The sequence below is a fragment of the Amycolatopsis sp. WAC 04182 genome (assembly GCF_003947465.1).
Classification (GTDB): domain Bacteria; phylum Actinomycetota; class Actinomycetes; order Mycobacteriales; family Pseudonocardiaceae; genus Amycolatopsis.
The window spans coordinates 327373-353377 of the sequence record NZ_QHJJ01000007.1 but is presented as its reverse complement, the minus strand read 5'-3'; the positions used below and the strand labels follow the sequence as shown (position 1 = coordinate 353377).

Here is a 26005-nt window from a genome sequence, read left to right as displayed (position 1 = left end):
ACTGTACACCGAAGCGGAAGCGGTCGTCAGCGGACGGTGCCGGAGCCGATCAGCGTGGTGGCGTCGAGTTCGGTCACGCCTTCCTCCCGCAAGGAATCGAGGTAGCGCTCACGCACCTGCTCGACGACGCCGGGTTCGAGACCGTCGAGCAGGCCCCGGAATCCGGAGCCGATGACGACCAGCCACGCGATCTCCGGTGTCATGGCCAGCCGCAGCTCGTTCACCGCGACGTCCACATCGGACAGACGACGCCCGGAGAGCCATTCGGCGTAAGGACCGGCCTGGTCGACGCGGTCGATCAAACTCGGCTCACGCGCCGGCGGCGGCGCGGAATCGGTCACCGCCGCCACCGCGCGGCCGAGATGACGGCCTGCCGCCACCATGGACCCGCCGCGCCAGATCGTGAAGACGGCCCGGCCGCCGGACCGGGCCCGGCCGATCAGCCGCTCGGTTCCGGCCGTCATGTCGGGAAAGAAGAAGATGCCGAGCGCGGACTGCACGACGTCGTAGTCGCCCGTGTCCCACGCCGTCGCGTCGGCCTCGTGCGCGCGCAACTGCGGCAGATCGGCCGAAAGGCGGCGGAGTTCGCCGATCATCGGCCCCGACAGGTCGATCGCGTCCACCACCCCGCCGGCACCGACGGCGTGCGCCGCGGGAATCGCCGACGCCCCGGTGCCGCAGCAGGCGTCGAGGACACGGTTCCCCTCACCGAGCCCGGCGGCCGCCACCGTGGCGGCGCCGATCGGCTCCCAGAGATGCCGCCCGAGCGCGGCGAAATCGGCGGCGGCCGCGTCGAAGGCCCGCTGGGTTCCCACTTTGCGAGAAGACATGCCGCGAAGATATCCGTTTCGCGGCCCGTGCGAACCCGCCTACGACGGACGGAGGCCGCGGGAACGTCCATCCAGTGGGCGAATCGCGCACCGTTCCGGCCCTAGCGTGGTCGGTATGAGGAGAACATCGCTCGCGCTGCTCTGCGCGGCCACCATGATGGGCACGATCACCACCCCGGCAATCGCGAGAACGCAGGAGACCAGGGAATTCGTCGGGCACGGGTCGAGCGACTTCGGCCTCGCGCTCATCTACGCCCGCCACGACGCCGAGACCCAGGCGGAACGGGCCGGGTTCACCGACTGCGAGGAGTACTACAAACTGATCCTCTCGCCCTATACGGCGACGGTCTTCTGGCGCTGTACACGCTGAAAAAGCGTTCTAACCCGCTTTATCACTCACGACCCGGGAAAGTTCGGCGCTGCCGTCGAAAAGCGCCCGTGAGCGTGCCGCGATCCCGGCGTCCCTGGCAGCGAGCGCGGACGCGACGTCCTCCAGCCGCCGGGAGCGCCGCAGCTCCGGCATCAAGGCCCGAAGCGGCGCGACGCGATAGCCTGCCAGCCGCAGTTGCTGCACGATCCGCGCGTCCCGCACCTGGGACGGCGTGTACCGCCGCGTCCCCCGCTGATCGCGGCCGGGGACGACGAGCCGTTCCGTGTCCCAGTGCCGCAGCGTCGACGGGCGCACGCCGAGCGCCGACGCGAGTTCGGAGACGCTCATCGAGTCCGACCCTCGTACGTCTTCGATCGGTTCGCGGGAGATCACCCGGACGGCTTCCCTGGCCTCCCGGAGATCCGCGCGTTCGGCGTCGAGCCCGGCGTGGGCGGCGTCGAGGAGCGCGAGCACGGCGGGGAGCGGATCCCGGTGCACGGCGCGGACGATCTTCTTGGCCTCGACCGGCCCGACACCGGCGGCGAGCGCGCGGTACGCCAGCGCGGACCGGAGGTGGATCTCGCCGTAGGTCCGGTAGCCCGAGGCCGTCCGCGACGCCGCCGGGAGCACGCCGTCGCGTTCGAGGTTGCGCACCTGCTGGACGGAGTACCCCGCCTGCCGTGCGACGTCCGCCGTACGCATCGATTTGAGACTTGACACCTGCACTCCGTCGAAAATCCGCTCGAAGCCTCCATAAGCACTTTAATGCCACGCTTGAGCACATGACCATCGAAGAGATCATCGGCCTCGTCTCGGGCCTCGACGGCGTCCTGACCCTCACCCCCGGCCCTGGCGACGAATGGCCGGAACTCAGCTGGGGCGACGCCTTCTTCTACTACTCCCCCGACGGTGTCGTCCCGACGAACGTCCAGCCCTTCGCGACGATCGTGACCAAGAACTACCCCGGCGACGAAAGCTCGCGGCTGGACCGCCCGGACGCGTTCCGCGTGAACGTCCACGCCGGCAAGAAGGAGTTCACCCGCCCGCTCGGCCAGGACCCCGCCGCCACGGACACCCTGATCGCCCATCCCGTGTACGGGACCGCGGGCTGGCTGGCGGTGGTGAACCCGGCGTCGCGGACCGAAACGGCCGTCCGCGAACTGCTGGAAACGGCGTATCGGCTGGCCAGGGCCCGGTACGAACGGCGGGCGGATTCCTCGCGCGGTTAGCGGAGCGAATATCGTGGGGCGGTGGGCCGGAACCTTCGATCCCGTGAGCGGCTCAGGCCGGTCGACCTCGCGCGCGAACACGGCCTGTCCACGCAGGCGGTCCGCAACTACGAGGATGACCGCATCCTCCCCGCCGCCGAACGCGGACCGCAGGGTTATCGCACCTACACGCCACTGCACGCGCAAGCCCTGCGCGCGTTCCTCGCCCTCGTGCCCGGGCACGGCCACGCGACGGCGGCGTCGATCATGCGGGCGGTCAACCAGGACGCGGTCGAGGAGGCTCTCCGGCTCGTCGACGAAAGCCACGCGCAGCTGCTCGACGATCGCCGCACCCTCCAGGCCGTCGCGGCCGCGCTCCGCGATCTCGAGCCCGTGGCGCAGGAGCGGGGCGACATGTTCGTCGGCCCGCTGGCCAGGAAGCTCGGCGTCCGGCCCGCCACCCTGCGCGAATGGGAACGAGCGGGGCTTCTGCGCCCCGAACGCGACCCGAAGACCGGCTATCGCGTCTACAGCGCGGCCGACGTGCGCGACGCGAAACTGACGCATCAGCTCCGGCGCGGCGGCTATCTCCTGGAACGGATCGCGCCACTGCTCGAGCAGGTCCGCTCGGCCGGCGGCGTCGTGCCGCTCGAGTCGACGCTGAGTGACTGGCACTCGCGTCTCACGGCCAGGGGCCGCGCCCTGCTCTCCGGCGCCGCCGCGCTGGACACCTACCTCGGCGCCGCCCGAGACCGCTGACACTTTTGCGCCAATGGCACTTTCGCGCAATTAATACGCGGGCAATTCACGTTTTCCGCATACGAAAGTAGGTCCGTGATCACGGATCCTACTTTCGGCGCTACGGCATGCCGTACGGGCGCTCGTACTGTGCGTGACGTCGAGATGAACCGCCCGGTCCCCTGCGCTTTCCGAACATATTCCGGCGGTTCGTCGTTCCCTCCTTATCGAAGGAAATTCGCATGCGAATTCGCGGACCCGTCATGCTCACCCTGCTGAGTGTCTGTGCCGGAATCGGCGCGCTCGCCGTGCCGGCGACCGCCGCGCCGGTCACCGCCTACGACCAGACGATGCTCGAAACCCTCGCCGCCCAGCTCAAGGTCAGCCCGCTGCAGGCCGCCCAGAAGCTGGACCACGAAAAGAACCTGATCGCGTCGCTGGACAGCATCAGAACACGCGGCCTCCACACCGACGGCGCGTACTTCGACAACGCCGGCGCCCTCGTGGTGAACGCCGACGCCGGCTCGGCCAAGGAGCTCCGCTCCGCCGGGCTGACCCCGCGCACCGGCGCCCGCGGCGAGAACGCGCTGAACGCCCTGTCCGCCAAGGTCGGCACCGTGATCGGCAAGGACGTCGGCCAGGTGCAGTCCTGGGGCCCGGAACTCGCGGCCGACCAGGTCGTCGTCACCGTGCAGCCGGGCGCCGACAGCGCCCTCGTCCGCCGTCTCACCGCGCTGCCGGGCGTGTCGGTCCAGACCGGTGTCGCCAACGGCAACACCACGCAGGCCGACGTCATCCCCGGCCAGATCATGGACCTCGTCCCCGGCACCAACTGCTCGCTCGGCTTCCCCGGCACCACCAGCAGCGGCAACAACGTCATGCTCACCGCGGGACACTGCGTCGAAGGCAACCCGGACATCCTGAACCGCAGCGGCGTCCACATCGGCCGCGGCGTGGCCACCCAGTTCCCGTCGGCCGACATGGGCCTGATGGACATCGACGCCGAGGACACCGGCCGCGGCTACGTGGACACCCGCATGGGCACCACGGTGCGGATCACCGGCAGCTCGAAGGCGCCGGTCGGCACCACGCTGTGCAAGGCGGGCAACACCACCGGCTGGACCTGCGGCAAGATCACCGCGTACAACCAGACCGTCCGTTACAGCGGCGAAAGCGTCGCCACCACCGGCCTGGCCAAGTCGACCGTCTGCACCGAGGGCGGTGACAGCGGCGGCGCCTACATCGCGGGCAACACCGCGCAGGGCATGACCTCCGGCGGCCCCGCCGACGGGCACGACTGCGGCTGGAACCAGGGTGCCAACGCCACCGGTTCGTATTCCTACTACCAGCCCGTCGTGGACGCGGCGAACAAGTACGGGGTCACGCTGACCCGTTCCTGACCCAAGAACGACGATGGCGGGGAGCGAGCGCTCCCCGCCATCGTCGTCACCGGGAGCTCAGGATCTGCTCGCGCAGGATGTCGGCGTGGCCGCCGTGCTGGGCGAGCTCACGCAGGACGTGCAGGTACACCCAGCGCAGCGGGAGCGGGCCGCGCCGGTTCCCGTGCAGCAGGTCGTCCAGATCGAGGGCGGCCGCCGCCTTGCGCGACGCCTCGCAGGCTTCGCGGTACGCCTGCCGCACGGAGTCGATCGTGTCCTCCTCGGCGAGGATGAACGATTCGTCGGGCGTCTCGGGGAGGCCGATCTCGGTCCGCGGGCGACAGGTGACGGCTTCGACGAACCACACCTTTTCCACAAAGGTCGCGTGCTTCACCAGCCCGAGCAGGGTCGTGCGGGAGGGCACGAGCGACCGGCGGGCCTCCTCCTCGGTCAGCCCTTCCAGCGACTCGTCGAGAACACGACGGTGCTCGTCGAGGAAGACCTCGAACTGTTCGCGGAACGGGTGGTCGAGGACTTCCAGCGTGGACATGCGGGAAGCATCGCAAAGGTTCTCGATCTTGGGCAACTACTTCAAGAACTCGACCAGCTCGGCGCTCACGAACTCCGGATTCTCCTCGGCGAGCCAATGTCCCGCCCTCGGCACCTCGACGGCGCGAGCCAGGTCGGCGACGCGAGGCGCCAGCGTGGCCTTTTGCGGTTCGAGCAGTCCTTCGGCGGTCATCAGCAGGGTGGGAGTCGTGATGGGCTTGGCGCCGACGTTCGCGGTCGCGTCCTGCCCGAGCGTGCGGTAGAGCTCGAAACCGCCGTGCAGGACCTCCGGCCTCGTATAGGTGCGGGCGTACTCGTCGATCTCGGCGTCGTCGAACGGCGACGGCGCCCCCGGTCCGCCGAAAGCCGTGCCGGAGTAGGCGACCTGCGGATAGAACAGGGACAGGTATTCGCGGACGTCGTCGCCGACGACGGCTTCGGGAACCGTCTTCTGCGCATGGAAGGCGATGTGCCAGCTCAGGTTCCGGTAGGCCGTCGCGTCGAGCGCGGGGCCGGGCAGTGGCAGATCGAGGTACGCGAGTTTGGTGGTATCGCCGGGGAATTGCGCCGCGTATTGAAAGGCGACCGCGGCACCGAGATCGTGCCCGGCGATCCGGACGTCGCGCAGGCCGAGCCGTCCGGCGACGAGGCCGTGCACATAGCGGGCGAGCGTCGCCTTGTCGTAGCTGGGCGGCGAGCCGGCGCTGTCACCGAGGCCCGGCAGGTCCAGGGCGTACACCGTGAAGTGCTCGGCCAGCGCGGGCATGACCCGGTGCCAGCCGTACCAGGTCTGCGGCCAGCCGTGCAGCAGGACGAGCGGGGCGCCCTTTCCGCCGGTGACGTAGTGCATCTTCACGCCGTCGACATCGGCGAACTCGTGCCGGAACTGCCGCGCGAACGCCGCGTCGCCGCGGGTGACGTTCTCGTGGGGCGGGGCGGCGGCCGGGGGCGAACCGCAGGCCGTCAGCAGAACGAGGGCCGCGGCGAACGCGGCGGCTCGGTGGATCATGGGAATCTCCGTTTCAGCGCCCGGTGGCGCCATCGATCAGTTCGCGCAGGATGTCGGCGTGCCCGGCGTGCCGTGCGGTTTCTTCGATCAGGTGGGTCAGCGTCCAGCGCCGTGATCCCTGGCGGGGCCCGGTCGCGGCGAGGTCGTCCCAGGAAGCGATCTCGGCGTTCGCGTCGGCGACGGTTTCCCGGTAGGCGGCGAGAATCGACGCCGTCGTGTCGTCCGGACCCGGGTGGAACGTCGCCTTCCAGTCGGTGACGCGGTGGCCGAGCAGCCAGTGACGTTCAACGTGGGTCAGGTGCTTGACCAGGCCCAGCAGATTCGTGCCGGACGGCACGCCGGGAGCGCGAGCCCGGTCTTCCGGCACCCCTTCGGCCTTGGCCATGACGGCGGCGCGGAGATAGTCGAGGAACCCGGCGAGGACGTCCTTCTCCCCGGCACCCGTCGCAGGTGGCCCGGCATCGCGTTTGCGGCTCATCGCCCGGTCCGCCGGAGCACCAGGACGTGGTCGATCACGGTCGCGGTCCGGCCCGCCGGACCGGTGGCCAGGCGTTCCGCCGCCTCCGCGCGGTCGATCGACCAGTCCGCCGGGTCGAGTTCCAGTCCGGCCGCCACCTCGTCTGGACTGGGATAGTCGGCATCCTGGCTCCACGACCAGGGCGCGGCGGAGCCGTGGTCGACGACGACCAGCAGCCCGCCGGGGTTCACCGAGCCCGCGGCGGTGCGCAGCACCCGCGCACGGTCCAGCTCGAACGGTGTGTGGAAGTACTGCGCCGACACCAGATCGAAGGTGCCGTCGGGGAAATCCTCGGCGAGATCGACGCGGAGCGCCGTGATCGGCTCGCCGCGTGCCCGGAGCGAGCGCACGGCCGCTCCCGAGATGTCGACCGCGGTCACCCGCCAGCCTCGGGCGGCCAGCCACACCGCGTCTCCCCCGCCACCGCAGCCGAGGTCGAGCGCGGTCCCCGGGGCCAGCGGGCCCGCGATCTCGGCCAGTCGCGCGTTCACCTTCGGCGTTTCGGCGGCGCGCCGTTCGTGGAGGTCGTCCCAGAATTCCGTCGCGTTCATGATCGCCACTCTCGCCCCGGAACATCCGATTTGGCACGAAAACTTGCCGACCTGGCAAGATCGGCGCCATGGACGAGACCGACGAGGTACTGGACGCGGTCGGCCCCCGGTTGCGGGCGCTGCGCAAACACCGGGGCCTGACCCTGGCCGAACTGTCGACGACGACCGGCATCTCGGAAAGCACCTTGTCGCGGCTGGAAAGCGGCGGCCGCCGGCCCACACTGGAGCTACTGCTGCCGCTGGCCCGCGTGTACGGCGTGCCGCTCGACGACCTCGTCGGCGCTCCCCGGACCGGCGATCCGCGGATCCACCTCCAGCCGATCCACCGCCACGGCATGACGTTCCTGCCGCTCACCCGGCGGGCCGGCGGGGTGCAGGCGTTCAAGATGCTCATCCCCAGCCGGGACGAACCGGCGGAACCCACGCCGCAGACCCACGGCGGCTACGAATGGGTGTATGTCCTCAATGGACGGTTGCGACTGGTGGTCGGCGACCGCGACCTGGTCCTGCCGCCCGGCGAGGCCGCCGAATTCGACACCGCGCTACCGCATTGGCTCGGCTCGGCCGACGGGAAGGCCGTCGAAACCCTTGTCCTTTTCGGACCGCAGGGTGAACGCGCGCACGTGCGGGCGCACTAGGCGGCGCCGGAGGTCAAAGGTGCCCGAAAGCGTGCGGGCGGGGTGCCGCTCGAAGACCCGCGCTCGGTGTTCATGTCGCGAAAGCCACTTTCGGGACACCAGACGTCTCGAAAGTGGCTTTCGCGACACACCCCACAGCACCGGGAGAAGCTCCCGCCACCCACTCCACCGACGTTGCCTTACCCTCAATAGAACCCGAATCGCCACTCACGCCCCTGGCGACCGGAGGCGAAGGCGCCTTTCACTGCATCAGACGCGGCGAAGGGAGCCTTCAGCCCACCGCCGGCCCCGCCCGCGAACAGACTTGCAGGACAGCACCTAAAGCCAGTCGTGCTCTCGGGCGTACCGCGCCGCCTGGTGCCGGGTCTGCGTCTGGGTCTTCTGCATGGCGTTCGAGAGGTAGTTCCGCACCGTGCCCTGCGCGAGGTGGAGCTGGGCGGCGATCTCGGCGACGGAATAGCCCTCGCCGGTCACCCGCAGCACCTCCAGCTCCCGCTCGGTCAGGGGACAGTCGTCGACGACGGCGAGCGCGGAGACGTCCGGGTCGATCCAGCGTTTGCCCTGGTGCAGGGCACCGATGACGAACGTGATGTGCGACGGCTCGGCGGCCTTGCTCACGAAGCCCTGGACACCGAGTTTGAGGGCCTTGCGGAGCACCCCGGGTTTGGCGTGCCGGGTCAGCATCAGGATGACCTGGTTCGGCAACGTGCGGCGGATCTCCGCGACCGCGCCCAGCCCGTCCACCCCGGGCATTTCGAGGTCGATGACGAGAACGTCGGGCTCGTGCCGCAAGGTGGCCTCGACGGCTTCCTCACCGTTCTCCGCCTCCGCCAGGACGGTGATCTCGCCTTCGAGCGGGAGCAACGCGGCCATCGCCTTGCGCAGCAGGGCTTCGTCGTCGGCCAGCACGACCGTGGTCATCGTTCCTCCCGGCCGGGGAAGGACGCCGCCGTCACGAACTGCCCGTCTTCCTGTTCCACCGTCAGTTCACCCCCGTCCGCGACGACACGTTGTTCGAGCGCGGCCAGCCCCCGGAGTTCGGGCAGCGGCGCTCGCTGGGCACCGTCGTTGACGATACTGATGCTCCATTCCGACAGCGTGATCCGCACGCGGGTCGCCTGCGCGTGGCGCAGGATGTTGGTCGTGGTCTCGCGCAGGACCTGGCCGAGCAGCCTGCCCGCCACCGGATCGACGTCCGCCTCCCGGTTGACGCGCACGCGGATCCCCGCGGCCTCGAAAAGGTTCCTCGCGTTCTCCAGTTCGGCGGAAAGGTTGAGCCGGCGCTGGGCGTAGGCGAGTTCCTTCGTCTGGGTGATCGTGTCGGCCACGAGCGCGTGGATCTCCCCCAGTTCCTGTTTGGCCCGCTCGGCGTCGATGTCCACCAGCTTCCTGGCGAGCGCGGTCTTGAGCTTCACCACGTGCAGCGTGTGGCCCTGGATGTCGTGCAGGTCGCTCGCGAACCGGACGCGTTCCCGGATCACGGCCAGTTCCGCCTCCCGCTCGCGCGACTCCTCGAGCTCCTTGACGACGTCGTAGAACCGCTTGTTGGGGAACATGAGCCCGAGCACGACCGCGGTGATCGCCGCCGGGACGAACACGAAGCTGACCAGCTCACCGGAGACGTCCTCGTGGGAGACCAGCAGCCTCAGCGCACCCACGCCCGCGACGTACGCGACCAGCGCGGCCGCCGCCGCCACCCGGTGGCGGGACAATTGCGGGACGACGAGGCAACCCACGAGGAAGACGCCGAAGAACGACGAACTCCCGCCCGCCACCAGCACCGAGAACGGCCACACGGCCGCCGTGACGACCAGGCACGGGATCGCCACCCGCAGGACCTCGCCCGCCGCCCACCGCACGAAGGCGACCATGGCCGCCAGCACGCCCGCGCCCAGGACGACCGCGTGCCACCAGGTCCGCGCGTCGGACGCGACCACGATCACCCCGCCGACGACCAGCAGCGGGAAGAACATGGTGAGGTTGAGCCGGCGCAGCTTTCCCTTCGCCGGCTCGGTGTCCACATCAGACATGAGTCCAGTATCGGCCCTCCGCCGCCGCGGACAACAGTGACACCACGTCATCTCCGACCATGACGTGACCGCACTGGCCGGCCCGCGTCCGAGCGGCTGAAATCGTGCCATGACCTCGACAGCAATCGACGTTGACCGCCTGAACCTCAAGTACGGTGACTTCCACGCCGTGAAGGACCTGTCCTTCCAGGTCCGGCAGGGCGAGTTCTACGCCCTGCTGGGCACGAACGGCGCCGGGAAGACCTCGACCCTGGAAACCCTGGAAGGGCACCGGAACCCGACGTCGGGCACGGTGCGGGTGCTGGGGAAGAGCCCGCGGGACCGCGCCGCCATCCGCCCCGAGATGGGCATCATGTTGCAGGAGAGCGGTTTTTCACCGGATCTGACGGTGAAGGAATCGATCCGCCTGATCGGGAGCCTGACCCGGCGCACGGACCGGCTCGAACGGGTCCTCGGCGTCGTGGACCTGACCCGCAAGGCCAACACGAAGGTGTCCCAGCTTTCCGGTGGCGAGAAGCGGCGGCTCGACTTCGCGACCGCGGTGTACGGCTCGCCGCGGCTGGTGTTCCTGGACGAGCCGACAACCGGTCTGGACATCCAGTCCCGGGACGCGCTGTGGGACGCGGTCGACAAACTCCGCGAGGACGGTTCGACCATCGTACTCACCACGCACTACCTGGAAGAGGCCCAGCAGCGCGCCGACCGCATCGGCCTGATGCACCGGGGCACCTTCCACCAGGAGGGCACGGTCTCCGAACTCACGCGGACGCTGCCCGCCGTGATCCGGTTCTCCCTGCCGCCGTCGGCTCCGGCGCTGCCTTTGCAGCGCAAGCGTGAACACGACGGGAAGTTCGTCATCGAGACCTTCGGCCTGCAGAAGGACCTGCACGTCCTGCTGCGGTGGGCACGGGACAACGCGGTCGAGCTAGCGGATCTCGAAGCGGGCCCGACGCGGCTCGACGACGTGTTCCGCGCCATCGACAACGACTAGCCACAAAGGACTCAAGCCATGCTTTCGATAGCCCGTAGCGAACTGATCCAGATCTTCCGGAACCGCTCGGTCCTGATCACCAGCTTCGTGATGCCGCTGGCCATCTCCGCGTTCTTCGTCTATCAGCACGAAGTGTTCACCAAGATCGGCAGTCTCGGGTACATCGCGGCGATCGTGATGTTCACCGTATGCGCGTTCGGCCTCTACACCAGCGCGGTGACCACGCTGGCCTCGCGGCGGCAGAATCTCTTCCTCAAACGCTTGCGCTCCACCGCGGCGGGCGACGCGTCCATCCTGGTCGGTCTGGTACTGCCGGTCACCGTCATCTCACTCGTCCAGGTGGCGGTGATCATGGTCGTGCTGGGCGCGGTCGCCGGAACACCCGCCGACGTCGCCCTGCTGGTCGCGGCGGTGCTCGCCAGCGTCGCCATGATGATCGGCCTCGGCCTCGCCACCGCGGGCCTGACCAACTCCCCCGAGCACGCCCAGGTCACCACCTTGCCGGTCAGTCTCGGGGTGATCGCCGTCGCCAGCTGGGTCGGCATCTCCGGTACCGACGACCTGACCTTGCTCAAGCGGCTGCTGCCCGGGGGCTCGGCCACCGAACTCGCCGTCAACGCCTGGAACGGTGGCGTGGCCCTCACCGATTCCCTGCTCCTGCTCGCCCCGACACTGGCGTGGGTCGTCGTCGCCATCGCCCTGGCGGCGCGGCTCTTCCGCTGGGAGCCGCGCCGATGACCGTCCGAAGTGGAGTGATACTTCTTCCTGTTCTGATCGCCGCATTGGTGACCACGGCGACCCCGGCGGGGGCGTCGGCCTCACCGAAGTGGGGACCGTGCCCGGAAGAGGCCGCGGGCCTCGGACTGGAGTGCGGCACACTCCAGGTCCCGCTGGACTACCGCGACCCCGGCGGCAGGACCATCGAGATCGCGATCTCCCGGCTGGCGAGCACCAAACCGGAGAAGCGCCGCGGCGTACTGCTCACCAACACCGGCGGCCCCGGCGGCGAAGGGCTGGCCTTTCCGGCCACCCTCAAGAAGCTGAACATCCCGCAGGAGGTGCTGGACGGCTACGACGTCATCGGGATGGACCCGCGCGGCGTACACAACAGCACGCCGGTGACGTGCGGGCTGTCCGTCGCGGAGCATCCGACCAACATCCCGAGGTACGCCAGGAACTCGGCCGACGTGATGACCGAGGCCCAGCGAGTCGCCGCCGTCGCCGCGAAATGCGGTTCCTCGGCCACCGCCCCGCTCCTGCCTTACATGACCACCGCCAACACCGCCCGCGACATGGACCGGGTGCGCGAGGCGCTCGGCGAGCGGAAGGTGAACTACTTCGGCATCTCGTACGGCACGTACCTCGGCTCGGTGTACACGTCGTTGTTCCCTGAGCGCAGCGACCGGTTCCTGATCGACAGCGCGACCGGACTGGGCGGCTGGGACGCCTCCTTCTCGCGCCTGTTCGGCCAGGGCGTCGAAGACCGCTTCCCGGACTTCGCGAAGTTCGCCGCCTCGAAACCCGAATACGGCCTGGGCCGGACGCCCGCGCAGGTGACGGCGAAGTACTTCGAACTCGCCGCGCGGCTGGACCGGACACCGAGCCCGGAGGGCTACAACGGCCAGGTTTTCCGCCACATCACCTTCGCCGATCTCTACTACGACAGCAAGCTGCCGCATCTGGCCGAGACCTGGCGCGCGCTCGACACCGGGAAGCCCGTCCCTTCGCTTTTGTCTGGTGCGAACTACCCGACGGACAACTACATCGCGAGCCAGCTGCACGTGATCTGCAACGACTCCGACTGGCCGGAGGACGTCGGCACGTATCGGCGCAACGTCGCGATCGACCGGTTCCGGCACCCGCTGTTCGGCGCGGCGGCCGCGAACATCACTCCGTGCGCGTTCTGGCCGTCGGAACCGATCGAACCGCCCGTGAAGATCACCGGCCGCGGCCCGTCGAACGTCCTGATCGTGCAGAACCTCCGCGACCCGGCCACGCCCCTGGCGGGGGCACGGAAACTGCGTGAAGCCTTCGGTGACCGCGCCAGGATGGTCACCGTCGACCAGGGCGGGCATCTGGCGTATCTGTTCAAGGACAACAAGTGCGCGAACGACCTCGCTACGGAGTTCCTGGTCGGCGGGGCGCGGCCGCAGGACGATTACGCCTGCTGACTCAGGCGTTCGCCAGCGGCAGGTCCGGCCGGGTGCCACCACGACGGCTGCTCCTTGGCACTCGAACGTAACTCCGAACCTAGGTGAGAAGCCGGGGCTCCTGCGATGACTTCCATCTGCGGCTGAAGGTGCCTGGCCCGCAGGATGCTGTCGGGGTTGCGCGGATGGCAGAGGGCTCCGTGGTCGGTTACGCCACGGCCATGATCGGCCCTCTCATACGGGACTGTGTGGATTTCGGGACGTTGGATGACCCGAAATCCACACAGTCGTGCGTGATCGGTCCGGTCACGCAGGTTCGAGCCAGTACTGCGGGCATGCCAAGGGGCCCGTCGCCGGTGTGGCCGACGGGCTCCTCGGGTTCAGCGGTGGTGGAGAGTGTTGCGGCGAGGTTGTCGGAGCGGATCTCGGTATTGGGGTGGGATGAACTCCGGTAACCCATCGGCCGCCTTAGCAAGGCTCCCAAACAACACCGAAGAGTGAAACGGCCACAAACATCGAATCACTCAGCGCCAAACCCCGCAATTAGTCGACTAAATGCGAGAGAAAAGACCAAGCGCCCCGGACCGGAGTATCCGGCCCGGGGCGACCCCCAGTTCAGGTCTCGGTTCAGCGGTCGCGTTCCTTGGCGAACAAGGACTTCGACCACACATACCCGACGACCGAGAGCAGGACGCACCAGCCGATCGCGAGCCAGCCACTGCTGCCGATCGGAGTGCCGAGCAGCAATCCGCGAAGGGTTTCGATGACCGGCGTGAACGGCTGGTAGTCGGCGAACCAGCGCAGCCACGTGGGCATCGAGTCGGTGGGCACGAACCCGCTGCCGAGGAACGGCAGCAGCATGAAGATCATCGGCGTGTTACTGGCCGTCTCCACGCTCTTGGCCGCCAGGCCCAGCGCCACGGACAGCCAGGTGAGCGCGATGGTCAGCAGCAACAGCAGGCCGGCGACCGCGAACCATTCGCCGACTCCCGCCGTCGGCGAGAAGCCGATGAGCAGCGTGACCCCGAAGACCACGGCGAGGGCGATCGTCGTCTGGATGAGCGCGCCGACGACGTGCCCGGTCAGCACCGACGCCTTGCTGATCGCCATCGTGCGGAACCGCGCGATGATGCCTTCGGTCATGTCCGTCGCGACGGAGATCGCGGTGCCGAGTGCGGCGCTGCACACGGTCACGAGCAGGATGGCCGGCGTGACGTAGCCGACGTATTCGGCTCTGCCGCCTCCGCCGCCGAGCCCGTTCCCGAGCGTGCCGCCGAAAACGTAGACGAACAGCAGCAGGAACACGATCGGCTGGCCGATCAGCATCAGGGTGAGCGACGGATACCGTTGCATATGCCGGATGTTGCGGCGCAGCATGGTCGCCGAGTCGCGCATCGAAAGGGAAAGGGTGCTCATCGGGCCATCTCCTTGGTGGCGTCGGTCCGGTGACCGGTGAGGCTGAGGAACACGTCGTCGAGGTCCGGCGTGTGCACGGTGAGGCTGTCGACGGCGACCGCTTCGGCGTCGAGGCGGTCCAGCACGGCGCGAAGGGCGGCGACGGTGCCGTCGGTCGGCACGCGGAGCGCCAGCGCTTCGTCGTCCGAAGTGGACGCTCGAAGCACGCGGGTGGCGTCACGCAAGGAAACCGCGTCGGGGAACTTCAGCTGCATGTGACCGCCGGGGACGCGTCGCTTCAGCTCGTCGGGGGTGCCCAGCGCGACGATCCGGCCGCCGTCGAGGACGGCGACCCGGTCCGCGAGCTGATCGGCCTCCTCCAGGTACTGCGTGGTGAGGAAGATCGTCACGCCGCTGTCGACGAGGTCGCGGATGATCTGCCACATCGTGCGGCGGCTGCGCGGGTCGAGGCCGGTGGTCGGTTCGTCGAGGAAGATGACCTTCGGGTCGCCGATCAACGTCATCGCCAGGTCGAGTTTGCGGCGCATGCCACCCGAGAAGGTGGACGGCGTCTTCTTCGCCGCGTCGGACAGTTCGAACCGTTCCAGGAGTTCGGCGGCGCGCTTGCGCCCCGCGCGGCGTGGCAGATGGTGCAGATCCGCCATGAGGAACAGGTTCTCCTCACCGGTGAGGAGGTTGTCGACGGCGGAGAACTGGCCGGTGAGACCGATGGCGGCGCGGACGCCGTCCGGGTCGGTGGCCAGGTCGGCTCCGGCGATGGTCGCCGCACCGGCGTCCGGAGTGACCAAAGTGGACAGGATGTTGACCGTGGTGGTCTTGCCCGCGCCGTTGGGGCCGAGCAGCGAGAAGACGGTGCCGGTCGGGACGTGCAGGTCGATACCGTCCAGGACGACCTTGTCGCCGTAGGACTTGCGCAGTCCGGTCGCGGAAATGGCCGGGTGTGTCATGGGAATCCCCTTCAGGAACGGTGGACGACGATGTCGCCGACGGAGGTACCGGCGTGGACTTCGACCTTGTCGGCCGCGTCGCCGGGCGCGGTGGCGGCGGTCATGTCGTTGATGACGCGGCCGAAGCGGGTGTTCACGTCGAGCCAGGCCGCGCTGCCCTCGCGGATGCCGACCTCGATGTCCCCCAACGACGTCTCGAGGGTGAGCGTGCCCCTGGCGGCGTCGAGCACCCGGACCGAACCGTTGGCGGTCTTGGCTTCGACGCCGCTTTCGGCCTTGTCGACGGTGATGTCACCGTTGGCGGAACGGATGCGGGTCGCGTCGGCGGCGGCCCCGATCGTGGTGGGCCCATTGGAGTTCTTGACCACCGCGGTGCCCTCGATCCCGCCGACGTGCACGCGGCCGGAGCTCGTGCTGATGTCGACGTTGCCGTCGGCGTGCTCGACGACGATGTTCCCGGACGCGGAGTGCAGTTTCAGCTCCCCGGTGTGGTCGAGGTGGATGTGCCCGGTCCCGGACCGGTAGCGGCAGGCGCCGATCCGCCCGGTCACGGTCAGGTCGCCGAGCCCGGTGCTCCCCTGCACCCGGGAACCGGCGGGCAGTTCGATGGTCACGTCGATCGACCTCGTCCGGTTGGAGAAGTCGAGCAGGCGCATCTTCGGCGCGCGGACGGTCAAGGTGCCGCCGGAGAATTCGACGACGGTCCGCTTGGCCGCGTCGACGTCGGAGTCGTTGTTCTCGTCGAGCGGAGCCACTTCGACGACCGTGTCGGCGCGGTCGCCGGCGACGATGCGGACGTTGCCGACGACCGGCTCGAGGTCCGCGAGAATGGGTTCCGGGGTGGCGAAAGAAGGCATGGTTGTCCCCTCGAAGGTGGTGTGATCGATGTTTGTGCTGGTCTGAAGGGTCTAGCTGACCCAGCCGGTGTAGCGCTGCGTGCCGCGATGCCCGCCGCTCGGCGGGGCGGGCGGAGTGGCCCGCTCCGACGGGTTCAACGCCGCGGACGCGGCCCGCACGAGCCACGCGTTGACCGAGCGGCCTTGCGCGGCCGCCGCTTCCTCGACGCGTGTCTTGAGGTGTTCCGGAAGCCGGAAGTTGATCCGGGCCGTGGCTCCTTCGTCCTCCGGCAACGGCGCCGCCGGAGGCTCCGGCGCGGCGGCCGGCTCGGCCTGGTCGACGGCGGGCAGCGTGACGGCGAAGCTGGCTTCCCCGGCACGCAACCGGACCTCGACCGAACCCGGCGCGAGGTCACGGGTGATCTCGTCCGACGCGGCGGACAACGCGTCCAGCAGCGCGAGACGAATGGCCGACGCGAGCGGCGCGGTCAGGCGTTCGGCGAGCGCGCTCGCCTCGGCTCCCCCGGCCTCGGCGGCGACGGCGAGTTCCCGGCGAACGGTGTCCACAAAGGGCGTCAGATCCATGATGCCATCATGGCACCATCGTGACGCCATAGCAAGGCCAGATTGGCACCAGAATGCGCCAAAGTGGCGTCAACGCAGGTCAGGGCCGTTTTTGCCCCTTCGGCCAGTCTCGGCTGGCGGGGAAAGCAGGACGCGGGCGAACGCGTTGCCGGGATCGTCGACGGCGGGCCAGAATCGCCACGAGCCGCGCGGAAAAGGAAGCGACCCGCCATCGAGTGTGGGGGTCACCCGAGGCGGGCCGCTACCCGGTTCCCACCGTACAAGAGCATCACTCGCTCATACGGGCAGCGCTTTTTGTCCCTGCGGCTCTTGACAAATCGAAGATCCACAGTGGACAGAAGAGGGCACATGCGACCAGTTCGGGTGAGCGTCTGCGCACTGGACCCCATCACGAAGGCCGGAATGGTCGACCTCCTGGAGGCTCGCCCGTCCGTGCGGGTGGTCGAGGACCGGGCACGCGACGAAACCGAGGTCGTCGTCGCCGCGTTCGACCGGCTTTCCGCCGACGCGTTCACCGCGTTGCGTGCGGTCACCGCCGAATTCGGCAGGCCGATCGTGCTGGTGACCGACCGGGTCGAGGACGGCGGCCTCGCGGTGGCGGTGGCGTGCCGGGTGGTCGCCATCCTGCCGAGGTCGGCGATGACTGACTCCCGCGTCGTCGACAGCGTCCGTGCCGCCGCGTCGGGCGCCGTGGGCCCACCGCGGGATCTGCCCGGCAGGCTGGCCGAACACGCCGAGCGGCTGCGCCGGGAGATGCTCGCGCCGAACGGGCCCGCCGGGGCGGCGCTGTCTTCGCGGGAGATCGATGTCCTTCGCCTGATGGCCGACGGGTTCGACACGCAGGAGATCGCCACCGAACTCGCCTATTCGGAGCGAACGGTGAAGAACGTCATCTACGCCGTCACCGACCGGCTGCGGCTGCGGAACCGGTCGCACGCGGTGGCCTACGCGATCCGGGAAGGGGTCATCTGAGGCCGCTCAGATGAGCCCCTCGCGGAGCGCGTACGCCACGACATGGGTGCGGTTGCGCAGATTGAACCGGCTGAGCAGGCCGTGCAGGATGTTCTTCACGGTCCGGTCGGAATAGGCCACCCGCCGGGCGATCTCGCCGGTGTCGAATCCCTCCGCGAGCAGCCGGAGCACTTCGGTTTCGCGGGGCGACAGACCGCTGAGCGTGAGCTCTCGGGGCTGGAGAACTTCCTTGTGCAGCCGCGAAATCCCGCGGAGCAGGCTGCCGAGCTGCTCGGCGGGCAGATCGCCCCGGCCGGCGTGCGCGTCGGCGACCGCGCGCAGCAGCCGCCCCGGCGTCGCCTCGGAGCGCGCGACGACGACGGCGAGCCCGCGTTCCACCGCGGCCCACATCTCGGCCTGGTTGGGCTCATCGGCCACCAGGACCAGCCGGGCGGACCCGGCCGGGATGCGCCGCGGGTCGTCCCCCGCGACGGCGACGAGGACGTCCGCCTGCGCCGGGTCGTCGCGCAGGCTGATGCGGGGCCCGTCGCCGAGCGCGCTGTGCAGCCCCGCCCGCACGAGCGGATCGGTGGCGTGCACGGCGACCCGGATCTCCTCGGCCCGGACGACCGGGCGGACGGGCGTCGTCATGATCGTCGACATGCCTTCCAGGTAACCGGCCCTCGAGAACGCCGGACAAGCGGAAGCAGGGGGCAGCTTTTCGTCATCGGAAGCCTGCCGGTTGAATGGGCCGCGGTGGAGGCAAACGAGAAGCGGTCGGTGTTCGGCGAGCTCCTGCTCGAACACCGTCGCGCCGCGGGGTGGACACAGGGGCGCCTTGCCGAGGCGTCCGGTATCAGTGTCCGCGCCCTCCGCGAGCTGGAGCACGGCCGCGCGCGAGCCGCCCAGCGACGCTCCGCCGAGGTGCTGGCCGACGCGCTCGGCCTGGCCGGAGGCGACCGGGAGTTCTTCCTGACCGTCGCCAAACAGGGACGTCGCCGGAATCCGGCGCTGGCCGCCCAGGTCGCGGCGACCTGCGCGCTGCCCGCGCCCACCGCGGACCTGTCGGGCCGCGAAGGCGAGCTGGAGCAGCTGTCCGCGAAGGTCGCCGAAGGTGATGGCGTGGTCGCGATCGTCGGGCAGGCCGGGGTCGGGAAGACGGCGCTCGCGGTGACCGCCGCGGATCTGTGGCGCGCGGAGTTCCCGGACGGGGGCTACGCGGTGGACCTGCGCGGGATGGACGAACGGCCGCTGAGCGCCGGGACCGCGCTCGACCGGCTGTTGCGCGCGCTGGACGTCGCGCCGGGGCAGGTCCCCGCCTCCGAAGCCGAACGGTCGTCGTTGCTGCGGATGCTGCTCGAAGGCCGGAAGGTCCTGCTGCTGCTCGACAACGCGGCCGACGAAGCGCAGATCCGGCCGCTGCTGGTCACCGGGCCCGGGTCCCTCACCCTCATCACCTGCCGCCGGACGCTCGCCGGGCTCGAAGGCGCCAGGTGGCTCGCCCTCGAAGCGCTTTCGGACGACGGCGCGACCGGCCTGCTCGCCAAGATCATCGGCGCCGACCGGGTCGACGCGGAACCCGCCGCGGCGCGCGAACTCGCCGAGCTGTGCGGGTATCTGCCGCTCGCGCTCCGGATCGCGGGCAACCGGCTCGCCACCCGGCCGCAGTGGTCCCTGGCCCAGCTCGCCGACCGGCTGCGCGACGAAAGCACCCGGCTGCGCGCGCTCGCGGCGGGCGATCTGCGGCTGCGCCCGGCTTTCGACCTGTCCTACCGCGCGGTCTCGCCCGGGGCCCGGCGGCTGTTCCGGCTGCTGGCGACCGTGCCCGGCGCCGACTTCGGTCTCGAACTCGCGGCCGTCGTCTCCGGCGCACCGCCCGCCGACGTCCGTGACCAGCTCGACGAACTCGTCGACGCCAGCCTTTTGCAGACCACGGCGGAACCGGAACGGCACCAGTTCCACGACCTGATCCGCCTGTTCGCCGAGGAACGGTTCGAGGCGGAGGAAGACCCCGCCGCGCGGGACACCGTGCTCCTCCATCTGCTCGGCAAGGCGGCGGAGGCGGCCAGGCTGTTCTATCCCAAGGCCACGGAGACCGGCCGGTTCGGTTCACGGGAAGAGAGCGCCCGCTGGCTGGACGTCGAAGGCGGGAACTGGGTCGCCGCGCACCGGGTGGCGGCACGGAAGGGCATGCACCGGGAGGTCCGGGATCTCGCCGTCGCGCTGCACTGGTACTCCGACGGCCGGAGCGCCCAGCGGCCGTGGTGGGAGATCTTCTCGCTGGGCGCGGCCGCGGCGAACGCGCTCGGCGACGCCGGGGCCGAGGCGAAGCTGCTCAACTTCGTCGGCTGGGCGGCCAGTGTCTGTCTCGGCGACGACGAAGGCGCTGTGGCGGCGCACCGCCGCGCGCTGGACATCGCCGACGGGATCGGCGACCGCGTCGAGCAGACCTGGGCGTCCATCTACCTCGGTCAGGTGCTGCGGTTGACCGGAAAGACCGATGAAGCGTTCGAGTTCGCGAAACGCGGGTACGAGCTGGCAGGCGAACTTCCGTTCTGGGACGGGCAAACCACGGCGCGGAACGTCTACGGGCGCGCGCTGCTCAACGCCGGACGGCATTCCGAAGCGCTCGCCGTGCACCGGGCCGTGCTCTCCGACGCCGAGCGGCTGGCCGGCGAAACGTACCCCGGTTTCCATCGGCTGCTGAATGCCCTGACCCTGCGCGCCATCGGCGACGTGCTCGGTGATCTCGCCGAATGGCGGGAGGCCGCGGGCCACTACCGCACCGGCCGATGGCTCGCATGGGAAGGCGGTTTCGACGCCCTGGAGGCGACTTGCGCTTTCCGTGAGGGGCGCGCCTGGCGGGAGGCCGGTGCCTTCGAGGAAGCCAGGGAGTGCCTCACCCTTGCCGTGGAACTCTGCGCCGGGCCGTCGTTCGGCGCGCTGCGCGAGCAGGCTACGGCAGAACTGGCGCTCCTGCCCGCGGAGCGCCGACTAAGCTTCGGGCCGACAGAGCGGGAGGGCCGATGACGGACGCGGACGGGCAGAGCCCGCGGGAGCGCTATCGCGATCAGGTGCGCGCGGAGATCAAGCAGCACGCGTGGGAGCAGATCGCCGCCGCCGGGGTGCCCGCGTTGTCGCTGAACGCGATCGCCAAACAGGTCGGGATGAGCGGTCCCGCCCTGTACCGGTATTTCGCCAGCCGCGACGATCTCATCACCGCGCTCATCCGCGACGCGTACCGGAGCCTCGCCGACACCGTCCGCGCGGCGTTCGACGACGGCGCCGATCTGGCCGGGCTCGCCCTCACCATCCGGGACTGGGCCCGGAGCGACCCGCAGCGCTACTTCCTCATCTACGGCACGCCCGTCCCCGGCTACCACGCTCCCGAGGACACCACCGCCATCTCGAACGAGGTCATGGCCGTGCTGCTCGAAGCGTGCCGCGCGATCACCGTGGACAAGCCGGAAACCCCGTTCGACAAGCATCTGGACGGCCATCGCGACTGGGCGGGCGACGATCCGGCCCCGTCCTCGACGCTGCACCGCGCGCTCTCTTTCTGGACCCGGCTGCACGGCGTGCTCTCACTGGAACTCGCCGGACACTTCACCGGCATGAAGTTCGACCCCGACCTGTTGATAGCGGACGAACTGGACGATCTCACGTCCCGGTGACCCGATCGCCTTCGCAGTGAACCTTTTCCGCCCGCCGGGCGTCTTGCCCTGTGACGTCGCCGCCGGCCGCGGTTGACGTACAACGTTGTAATGTTATAGCTTCTAAGTACCGCAATAGCTATTAACGCTGGCGCTTCGGATGGGGACTTCGCCATGGTTCACGGGGAGAAGATCAGCAGGAGGCCCGATCGCGTCAAAGTCGCCGTGTACGCCCCGGACCTGCTAGCCGGGCTCGGCACGACGAGCATCCTCGGCGCCGACGATCGGCTGGACGTGCTGCCCGACACCGACCTCGGCCCCGCCGAAGTCGTCGTGACGGTCGGGGATTCGATCGGCGACGGGGTTTTCGCTTTCCTGCGCCAGGTTCGCGCCGCGTCGACACTCGCGACGCCACCGAGATGCGTGATCGTCACCGACCATTTCCCGGTGCAGGTCCTGATGACGGCGATCGAATGCGGGATGGCCGCGTTGCTGCCGCGGCGCGACCTCGACGGCGAGCACCTGGTGCGGACGATCCTCGCGGTCAGCCAGGGCGCGGGCGCGCTGCCGCCGCGTTTACAGGGCAGCCTGCTCTCCCAGCTCGAACGGATCCAGGAAGACCTGCTGGTGCCCAACGGCCTCGCGTTGTCCGGCCTGTCCGACCGGGAACGGGAAGTCCTCCGCCTGCTGGCCGACGGCCATGGCACGGAAGAGATCGCGGTCAAACTCGCCTATTCGGAGAGCACCGTGAAGAACGTCCTCCACCGGGTGATGTCCCGGTACGGCCTGCACAACCGCACGCACGCCGTCGCCTTCGCGTTGCGCACCGGCTCGATCTGACGGAAATCCATCCGGAAAGGACGGAAGAGAATCCCTTTCCCCGCCCCCTTCAACTTATAGCGGACATGGGGGCTTGCGGCAAGGGCCGGGTCATCCCCCAGAATTGCCCGCCGAAGGCCATGATCTGCGGGAATGGGAGTCGCGAAGTGCGTGTTTTGCTGACGACGTGGGGGTCGCGCGGAGATGTCGAACCCTTGGTGGGGCTCGCGATGGAAATGCGGAAGCTCGGTGCGGAAGTGGTGGTGTGCGCGCCTCCGGACGAGGAATTCGTGAAGTCGCTGGAGCGGGCCGGGGTGCCGCTGGTACCACTCGGCCCGACGGTGCACTCGGTGGTCGCCGGGCCGAAACCGCCGACGGGGGAAGACGCGCTGAAGCTGGCGCCGTCACTGGTCGCCGCCCGGTTCGAAACGCTTTCCGCGGCGGCGGAGGAAGGATGCGACGCGATCCTGGCGACCGGCCTGTTGCCCGCCGGCGCGCGAGATGTGGCCGAGAAACTCGGGATTCCTTACGTATACGCGTGTTTCCACATCTTCGGGCTGCCGTCGCGGCGCTTCGCCCCGGGGGTCCGTCCGGGTACGCCGTCCCCGGAAGACGAGACGGACAACCGGGTGCTGTGGCGCCAGGACGCGGAACGGGTCGATGCCTTGTACCGCGGTGCGCTCAACGAGCACCGGGCGGCGATCGGGTTGCCGCCGGTGGAGAACGTCCGCGACCACGTCTTCACCAGCACCCCCTGGCTGGCGGCGGACGAGGTTCTGTGCCCGTCGGAGGGAATGACGGATCTCGACATCGTCCAGACGGGAGCGTGGCTCCGGCCCGACGACCGTCCGCTCCCGGCCGAACTGGAGAAGTTCCTCGAATCGGGTGAACCGCCGGTATACGTGGGTTTCGGCAGCATGGCCGCATACGCGCCGAAGGACATCGCCCGGGTGGCCATCGAGTCAGCCCGTGCGCTGGGACGGCGGATCCTGCTCGCCCGCGGCTGGGCGGGCTTGGCCTCGATCGACGACGCCGACGACTGTTTCGTCGCCGGGGAGGTCAATCAGCAAGCGCTCTTCCGCCGGGTGGCCGCCGTCGTGCACCACGGCGGTGCGGGCACCACGACGACGGCGTCCCGGGCGGGCGCGCCCCAGGTGGTCGTTCCCCGGATCGCGGATCAGCCGTACTGGGCCGAGCGGGTGGCGGAACTGGGAATCGGTGTGGCACACCAGGATCCGGCTCCGACCGTCGAGTCCCTGACGGCCGCGCTCACCGCCGCCCTGTCCCCCGACACCGGCGCGCGGGCAAAGTCCGTGGCGGACACGATCCGGACCGACGGGGCGACGGTGGCCGCGAAGCTGCTCTTGGACACCGTCAGCGCACCGGGCCGACCGCAGGCTTGAGCACTTCTTCGCACCACTGACGGAAGGTCGTCGGCGTGGTCGCCTCCGGGGTCCGCGGTTCGGCGTTGTCGATACCCGCCTCCTTGGCGAGCATCATGTCGACCATGCCCTGGGCCATCGGCTCGGACCAGCCTTGGCCGAGTTGCGTCGCGCGGAAGTCCTCGATGGACACCTGCCGGTAGCGCACCGTCCGCCCGAGGACGTCGGACATGATCTCCGCCAAAGCGTTCTGGGACAGGTCTTCCGGGCCGAGCACCGGGACGTCGGCCACACCGTGCCACGACCGGTCGAGCAGCCACTTCGCGGCAACGGCGGCGATGTCACGGGTGGCGCACATCGGGGCCTCGAGGTCGGCCGGCAACGGTCCGAAGAAGACGCCGTCCTTGCCGATCGGCCCGGCCTGCCACAGGAGGTTGTCCATGAACGTGGGCATCGTCAGCGCCCGATAGGCCACGCCCGTGCCCGCGATCAGGTCGTCCATGGCGTGCGACGCCGAAAGGTACCCGGCGTTTTCCGCGAGCCCCCGGCCGAGGGCCGAGATGCCGACCACCCTGGACACACCCTGCTTTTCGATGGCCTCGCAAGCCGGGCGGGTGAAGTCCAGGTAGGCGGCTTCGAGGCTCTCGGCACGGCGATCCGCGGCGAGCAGCCAGAAAACGGTGTCGGCGCCGGTGAAGGCCTCGTCGACGACGCCGGCGTCGCCGTGCGAACCCTTGACGATCTCGACGCGCTCGCGAACGTGATCGGGCACCCGGGCGGGATCGCGGGCGATCACGCGAATCGGTTCTCCACTGGCGAGGAGGGTGGCGAGCACCCGGCTGCCGATCTGTCCGGTCGGTCCGGTGACGACGATCATGAAGAACTCCGAGGTGATAGGGGTTTTCGACGTCACCCAGTCAAGCCCGGACGGCCGCCGCGCTGAAGGACCGCCTCCGACGCCATTGATACCCTGGGGATATGAGTGACCTCGAGACGCGGCAGCTCAAGTACTTCGTGGCGGTCGCCGAGGAGCTTCACTTCGGCCGGGCCGCCGAGCGGCTTTCGATGGCGCAGCCGCCGCTGTCGAGGGCGATCCGCGACCTCGAGCGACGGCTGGACGTCCGGCTGCTCGAACGCACCACCCGCCAGGTCGCCTTGACGGAAGCGGGCAGGATCTTCTTGCGGGACGCCAAAATCGCCCTCGAAGCGGTCGCCGCGGCGGAACGGCGGGCGCGGCAGGCGGGCCGCCCCGATCCCCGGCTCCGGTTGGCGCTGAAAGCCGATCACGACGCCGGACTGCTCCCGAAGATCATCGAGGCCTACGAGGCCGAAGACGGCGCGCTGCCGATCGAACTGGTCCTCGGCGGCCGGGGCGAACAACCGCGGCAACTACGGGACGGCCGGGCGGACGTGGCGCTCGTCCCGTCCCCCTTCGACGCGCGCCGTCTGGACTTCGAACCGCTGCTGACCGAACCCCGGCTGGTGGCGCTGGCGGCCAACGATCCCTTGGCGGCCAGGTCACGGCTGCGGCTGGCGGATCTCGAAGGCCGCCTCCTTCCCGATGGCGCACCCGCCGATCAGGGCCCCACGGCCGGGCCGCCCACCACCGCGGCGCCCCATGGTCCCGTTTCGGATCTGACGCAGATCTTCAAACTGGTCGAATTGGGGGCCATCGTCTGCTTCCTGCCGGTTTCGGTGGCGGATCGCTACCGCAGGGCGGGGATCACGTACCTGCCCGTCGACGACGTGGAGCCCACGACCCTCGCCGTGATGTGGCCGCAGGAATCCCGCTTACCGGCCGTCGCCGCCTTCGTCCGCGCGGCCACCACGGTGGTGACGACCGCGTACGCCCTCGGTCACCGAAGCTGAACGCGGCCGAGCAACCGGTCCACCAACTCGGGAAGCGGCTGCTCTTCCGGACCTTCCAGCCACAGGATGTTCCCCGTCCGCAACGTGGCCAGGAAGGTCGCCGCGGTGAGCCTGGCCAGCTCCTGATCGAGGCCGTGCCCCCTGGCGAGCAGTACCGCGATCAGGTCGCGTTCGAGGGCGAACTGATCGCCGGCCTGCCGCGCGAGCAGCGACGGATGCCGCCGCAGCAGCCGTAACTGCGCCACCCACTCGCGATCGGGGACGGGGTGCGCGCGGTACAGCTCCTGGCACGCCGCCCGCAGCGCCTGCCAGGGTTTCTCGCCCGGCGGCCTGCCTTCGACCAGCGACACCAGCAGCCCGGTGCGCTCGCGGTCGGCGTGCAGGATCGCGTCCTCTTTGTTCGCGAAGTAGTTCGAGAACGTCCGCCGCGACACGCCCACCGCGTCGGCGATGTCCTCGACGGTCACGCCGTCCAGCCCGTGCTCCATCGCCAGCCGGAGCGCGGCCTCGTGCAGCGAGTGCCGCGTCGCCGCCTTCTTGCGGGTGCGCAGCGTGTCGAGGGTGTCCACCAGGACAGCGTAGCGAGG

Annotated in this window: 29 protein-coding genes; 14 read left to right on the top strand and 15 right to left on the bottom strand. The window is 69.6% G+C overall.

The features are described from left to right. Positions 1–26: 26 nt before the first annotated feature. Positions 27–830 carry a class I SAM-dependent methyltransferase gene (locus DMH01_RS33820; RefSeq protein WP_125682041.1) on the bottom strand — a complete coding sequence of 268 codons (804 nt, stop codon included), beginning with the start codon at positions 828–830 and terminating at the stop codon, positions 27–29. A gap of 115 nt (positions 831–945) precedes the next feature. Here DMH01_RS33820 and DMH01_RS33815 point away from each other — a divergent pair, with 115 nt between their 5' ends. Further along, complete coding sequence (locus DMH01_RS33815) at positions 946–1200, top strand: hypothetical protein (RefSeq protein WP_125682039.1); 255 nt, start codon at positions 946–948, stop codon at positions 1198–1200. Between the two features lie 9 nt (positions 1201–1209). Here the strand turns inward: DMH01_RS33815 and DMH01_RS33810 are convergent, their stop codons facing one another. Continuing rightward, on the bottom strand, positions 1210–1902 hold the full coding sequence (locus DMH01_RS33810; RefSeq protein ID WP_125682037.1) for a MerR family transcriptional regulator: 693 nt from the start codon (positions 1900–1902) through the stop codon (positions 1210–1212). A gap of 80 nt (positions 1903–1982) precedes the next feature. On the opposite strand from DMH01_RS33810, the gene DMH01_RS33805 reads away from it, so the two are divergent. From DMH01_RS33805 to DMH01_RS33795, 3 genes are all read left to right on the top strand, one after another. Next, positions 1983–2429, top strand: a complete 447-nt coding sequence (locus DMH01_RS33805) for a DUF6194 family protein (RefSeq protein WP_125682035.1) — start codon at positions 1983–1985, stop codon at positions 2427–2429. Between the two features lie 21 nt (positions 2430–2450). After that, on the top strand, positions 2451–3167 hold the full coding sequence (locus DMH01_RS33800) for a TioE family transcriptional regulator (RefSeq protein ID WP_125682033.1): 717 nt from the start codon (positions 2451–2453) through the stop codon (positions 3165–3167). Between the two features lie 221 nt (positions 3168–3388). Further along, positions 3389–4546 carry a S1 family peptidase gene (locus DMH01_RS33795; protein ID WP_125682031.1) on the top strand — a complete coding sequence of 386 codons (1158 nt, stop codon included), beginning with the start codon at positions 3389–3391 and terminating at the stop codon, positions 4544–4546. Between the two features lie 46 nt (positions 4547–4592). Here DMH01_RS33795 and DMH01_RS33790 read toward each other — a convergent pair whose 3' ends face one another. From DMH01_RS33790 to DMH01_RS33775, 4 genes are read right to left on the bottom strand one after another with little or no spacing between them, the layout of a single operon-like run. After that, entirely contained in the window at positions 4593–5075 is a 483-nt protein-coding gene (locus DMH01_RS33790) for a DinB family protein (protein ID WP_125682029.1), read from the bottom strand. A gap of 36 nt (positions 5076–5111) precedes the next feature. Beyond that, positions 5112–6083 (bottom strand): alpha/beta fold hydrolase, encoded by a 972-nt coding sequence (locus DMH01_RS33785; RefSeq protein ID WP_125682027.1) that lies wholly within the window; start codon positions 6081–6083, stop codon positions 5112–5114. 13 nt (positions 6084–6096) lie between these two features. Beyond that, positions 6097–6561 carry a DinB family protein gene (locus DMH01_RS33780; RefSeq protein WP_125682025.1) on the bottom strand — a complete coding sequence of 155 codons (465 nt, stop codon included), beginning with the start codon at positions 6559–6561 and terminating at the stop codon, positions 6097–6099. Next, positions 6558–7151, bottom strand: a complete 594-nt coding sequence (locus tag DMH01_RS33775; protein ID WP_125682023.1) for a bifunctional 2-polyprenyl-6-hydroxyphenol methylase/3-demethylubiquinol 3-O-methyltransferase UbiG — start codon at positions 7149–7151, stop codon at positions 6558–6560. Before DMH01_RS33775 ends, DMH01_RS33780 begins: the two co-directional genes overlap by 4 nt. A gap of 68 nt (positions 7152–7219) precedes the next feature. Here DMH01_RS33775 and DMH01_RS33770 point away from each other — a divergent pair, with 68 nt between their 5' ends. Further along, entirely contained in the window at positions 7220–7789 is a 570-nt protein-coding gene (locus tag DMH01_RS33770) for a helix-turn-helix domain-containing protein (RefSeq protein WP_125682021.1), read from the top strand. A 318-nt stretch (positions 7790–8107) separates the two neighbouring features. On the opposite strand, the gene DMH01_RS33765 is transcribed toward DMH01_RS33770, so the two are convergent. Together DMH01_RS33765 and DMH01_RS33760 are read right to left on the bottom strand one after the other, a co-directional pair. Continuing rightward, positions 8108–8710 carry a response regulator gene (locus DMH01_RS33765; protein WP_125682019.1) on the bottom strand — a complete coding sequence of 201 codons (603 nt, stop codon included), beginning with the start codon at positions 8708–8710 and terminating at the stop codon, positions 8108–8110. Beyond that, entirely contained in the window at positions 8707–9810 is a 1104-nt protein-coding gene (locus DMH01_RS33760) for a sensor histidine kinase (RefSeq protein WP_125682481.1), read from the bottom strand. Before DMH01_RS33760 ends, DMH01_RS33765 begins: the two co-directional genes overlap by 4 nt. A gap of 118 nt (positions 9811–9928) precedes the next feature. Between DMH01_RS33760 and DMH01_RS33755 the strand changes: the two genes are divergently transcribed. From DMH01_RS33755 to DMH01_RS33745, 3 genes are read left to right on the top strand one after another with little or no spacing between them, the layout of a single operon-like run. Then, positions 9929–10810, top strand: coding sequence for an ABC transporter ATP-binding protein (locus tag DMH01_RS33755; RefSeq protein ID WP_125682017.1), 882 nt, complete (start codon positions 9929–9931; stop codon positions 10808–10810). A gap of 18 nt (positions 10811–10828) precedes the next feature. Further along, the gene (locus DMH01_RS33750; RefSeq protein ID WP_125682015.1) at positions 10829–11548 is read left to right on the top strand and encodes an ABC transporter permease; all 720 of its coding nucleotides are present in this window, start codon (positions 10829–10831) and stop codon (positions 11546–11548) included. Continuing rightward, positions 11545–12981: an alpha/beta hydrolase gene (locus DMH01_RS33745; RefSeq protein ID WP_125682013.1), complete on the top strand. Its 1437-nt coding sequence runs from the start codon at positions 11545–11547 to the stop codon at positions 12979–12981. Before DMH01_RS33750 ends, DMH01_RS33745 begins: the two co-directional genes overlap by 4 nt. A gap of 606 nt (positions 12982–13587) precedes the next feature. On the opposite strand, the gene DMH01_RS33740 is transcribed toward DMH01_RS33745, so the two are convergent. The 4 genes from DMH01_RS33740 to DMH01_RS33725 are packed head-to-tail and all read right to left on the bottom strand — an operon-like array spanning position 13588 to position 16744. Then, a complete protein-coding gene (locus DMH01_RS33740) occupies positions 13588–14376 on the bottom strand; it encodes an ABC transporter permease (protein WP_125682011.1) in 789 nt (262 codons plus the stop codon). Then, on the bottom strand, positions 14373–15323 hold the full coding sequence (locus DMH01_RS33735; RefSeq protein WP_125682009.1) for an ATP-binding cassette domain-containing protein: 951 nt from the start codon (positions 15321–15323) through the stop codon (positions 14373–14375). Before DMH01_RS33735 ends, DMH01_RS33740 begins: the two co-directional genes overlap by 4 nt. Before the next feature lie 11 nt (positions 15324–15334). Further along, positions 15335–16180, bottom strand: a complete 846-nt coding sequence (locus DMH01_RS33730; protein WP_125682006.1) for a DUF4097 family beta strand repeat-containing protein — start codon at positions 16178–16180, stop codon at positions 15335–15337. Positions 16181–16231: 51 nt separating this feature from the next. Continuing rightward, positions 16232–16744 (bottom strand): toxin-antitoxin system HicB family antitoxin, encoded by a 513-nt coding sequence (locus tag DMH01_RS33725; protein ID WP_199745730.1) that lies wholly within the window; start codon positions 16742–16744, stop codon positions 16232–16234. A gap of 402 nt (positions 16745–17146) precedes the next feature. On the opposite strand from DMH01_RS33725, the gene DMH01_RS33720 reads away from it, so the two are divergent. Further along, on the top strand, positions 17147–17716 hold the full coding sequence (locus DMH01_RS33720) for a LuxR C-terminal-related transcriptional regulator (protein WP_125682477.1): 570 nt from the start codon (positions 17147–17149) through the stop codon (positions 17714–17716). Between the two features lie 6 nt (positions 17717–17722). On the opposite strand, the gene DMH01_RS33715 is transcribed toward DMH01_RS33720, so the two are convergent. Then, positions 17723–18358: a LuxR C-terminal-related transcriptional regulator gene (locus tag DMH01_RS33715; protein ID WP_125682004.1), complete on the bottom strand. Its 636-nt coding sequence runs from the start codon at positions 18356–18358 to the stop codon at positions 17723–17725. A gap of 93 nt (positions 18359–18451) precedes the next feature. On the opposite strand from DMH01_RS33715, the gene DMH01_RS33710 reads away from it, so the two are divergent. From DMH01_RS33710 to DMH01_RS33695, 4 genes are all read left to right on the top strand, one after another. Further along, positions 18452–20725, top strand: a complete 2274-nt coding sequence (locus DMH01_RS33710; protein WP_125682002.1) for an NB-ARC domain-containing protein — start codon at positions 18452–18454, stop codon at positions 20723–20725. Further along, positions 20722–21369: a TetR/AcrR family transcriptional regulator gene (locus DMH01_RS33705; protein ID WP_125682000.1), complete on the top strand. Its 648-nt coding sequence runs from the start codon at positions 20722–20724 to the stop codon at positions 21367–21369. Before DMH01_RS33710 ends, DMH01_RS33705 begins: the two co-directional genes overlap by 4 nt. Positions 21370–21522: 153 nt before the next feature. Next, positions 21523–22188 (top strand): response regulator transcription factor, encoded by a 666-nt coding sequence (locus DMH01_RS33700; protein ID WP_125681998.1) that lies wholly within the window; start codon positions 21523–21525, stop codon positions 22186–22188. A gap of 146 nt (positions 22189–22334) precedes the next feature. After that, complete coding sequence (locus tag DMH01_RS33695; protein ID WP_125681996.1) at positions 22335–23570, top strand: glycosyltransferase; 1236 nt, start codon at positions 22335–22337, stop codon at positions 23568–23570. On the opposite strand, the gene DMH01_RS33690 is transcribed toward DMH01_RS33695, so the two are convergent. After that, positions 23542–24426, bottom strand: coding sequence for an NAD(P)H-binding protein (locus tag DMH01_RS33690; protein WP_125681994.1), 885 nt, complete (start codon positions 24424–24426; stop codon positions 23542–23544). The genes DMH01_RS33695 and DMH01_RS33690 overlap by 29 nt on opposite strands. Positions 24427–24527: 101 nt before the next feature. Here DMH01_RS33690 and DMH01_RS33685 point away from each other — a divergent pair, with 101 nt between their 5' ends. Beyond that, entirely contained in the window at positions 24528–25418 is an 891-nt protein-coding gene (locus DMH01_RS33685) for a LysR family transcriptional regulator (protein WP_125681992.1), read from the top strand. Here the strand turns inward: DMH01_RS33685 and DMH01_RS33680 are convergent. Continuing rightward, positions 25406–25987, bottom strand: coding sequence for a TetR/AcrR family transcriptional regulator (locus tag DMH01_RS33680; RefSeq protein ID WP_125681990.1), 582 nt, complete (start codon positions 25985–25987; stop codon positions 25406–25408). The genes DMH01_RS33685 and DMH01_RS33680 overlap by 13 nt on opposite strands. Positions 25988–26005: the final 18 nt, after the last annotated feature.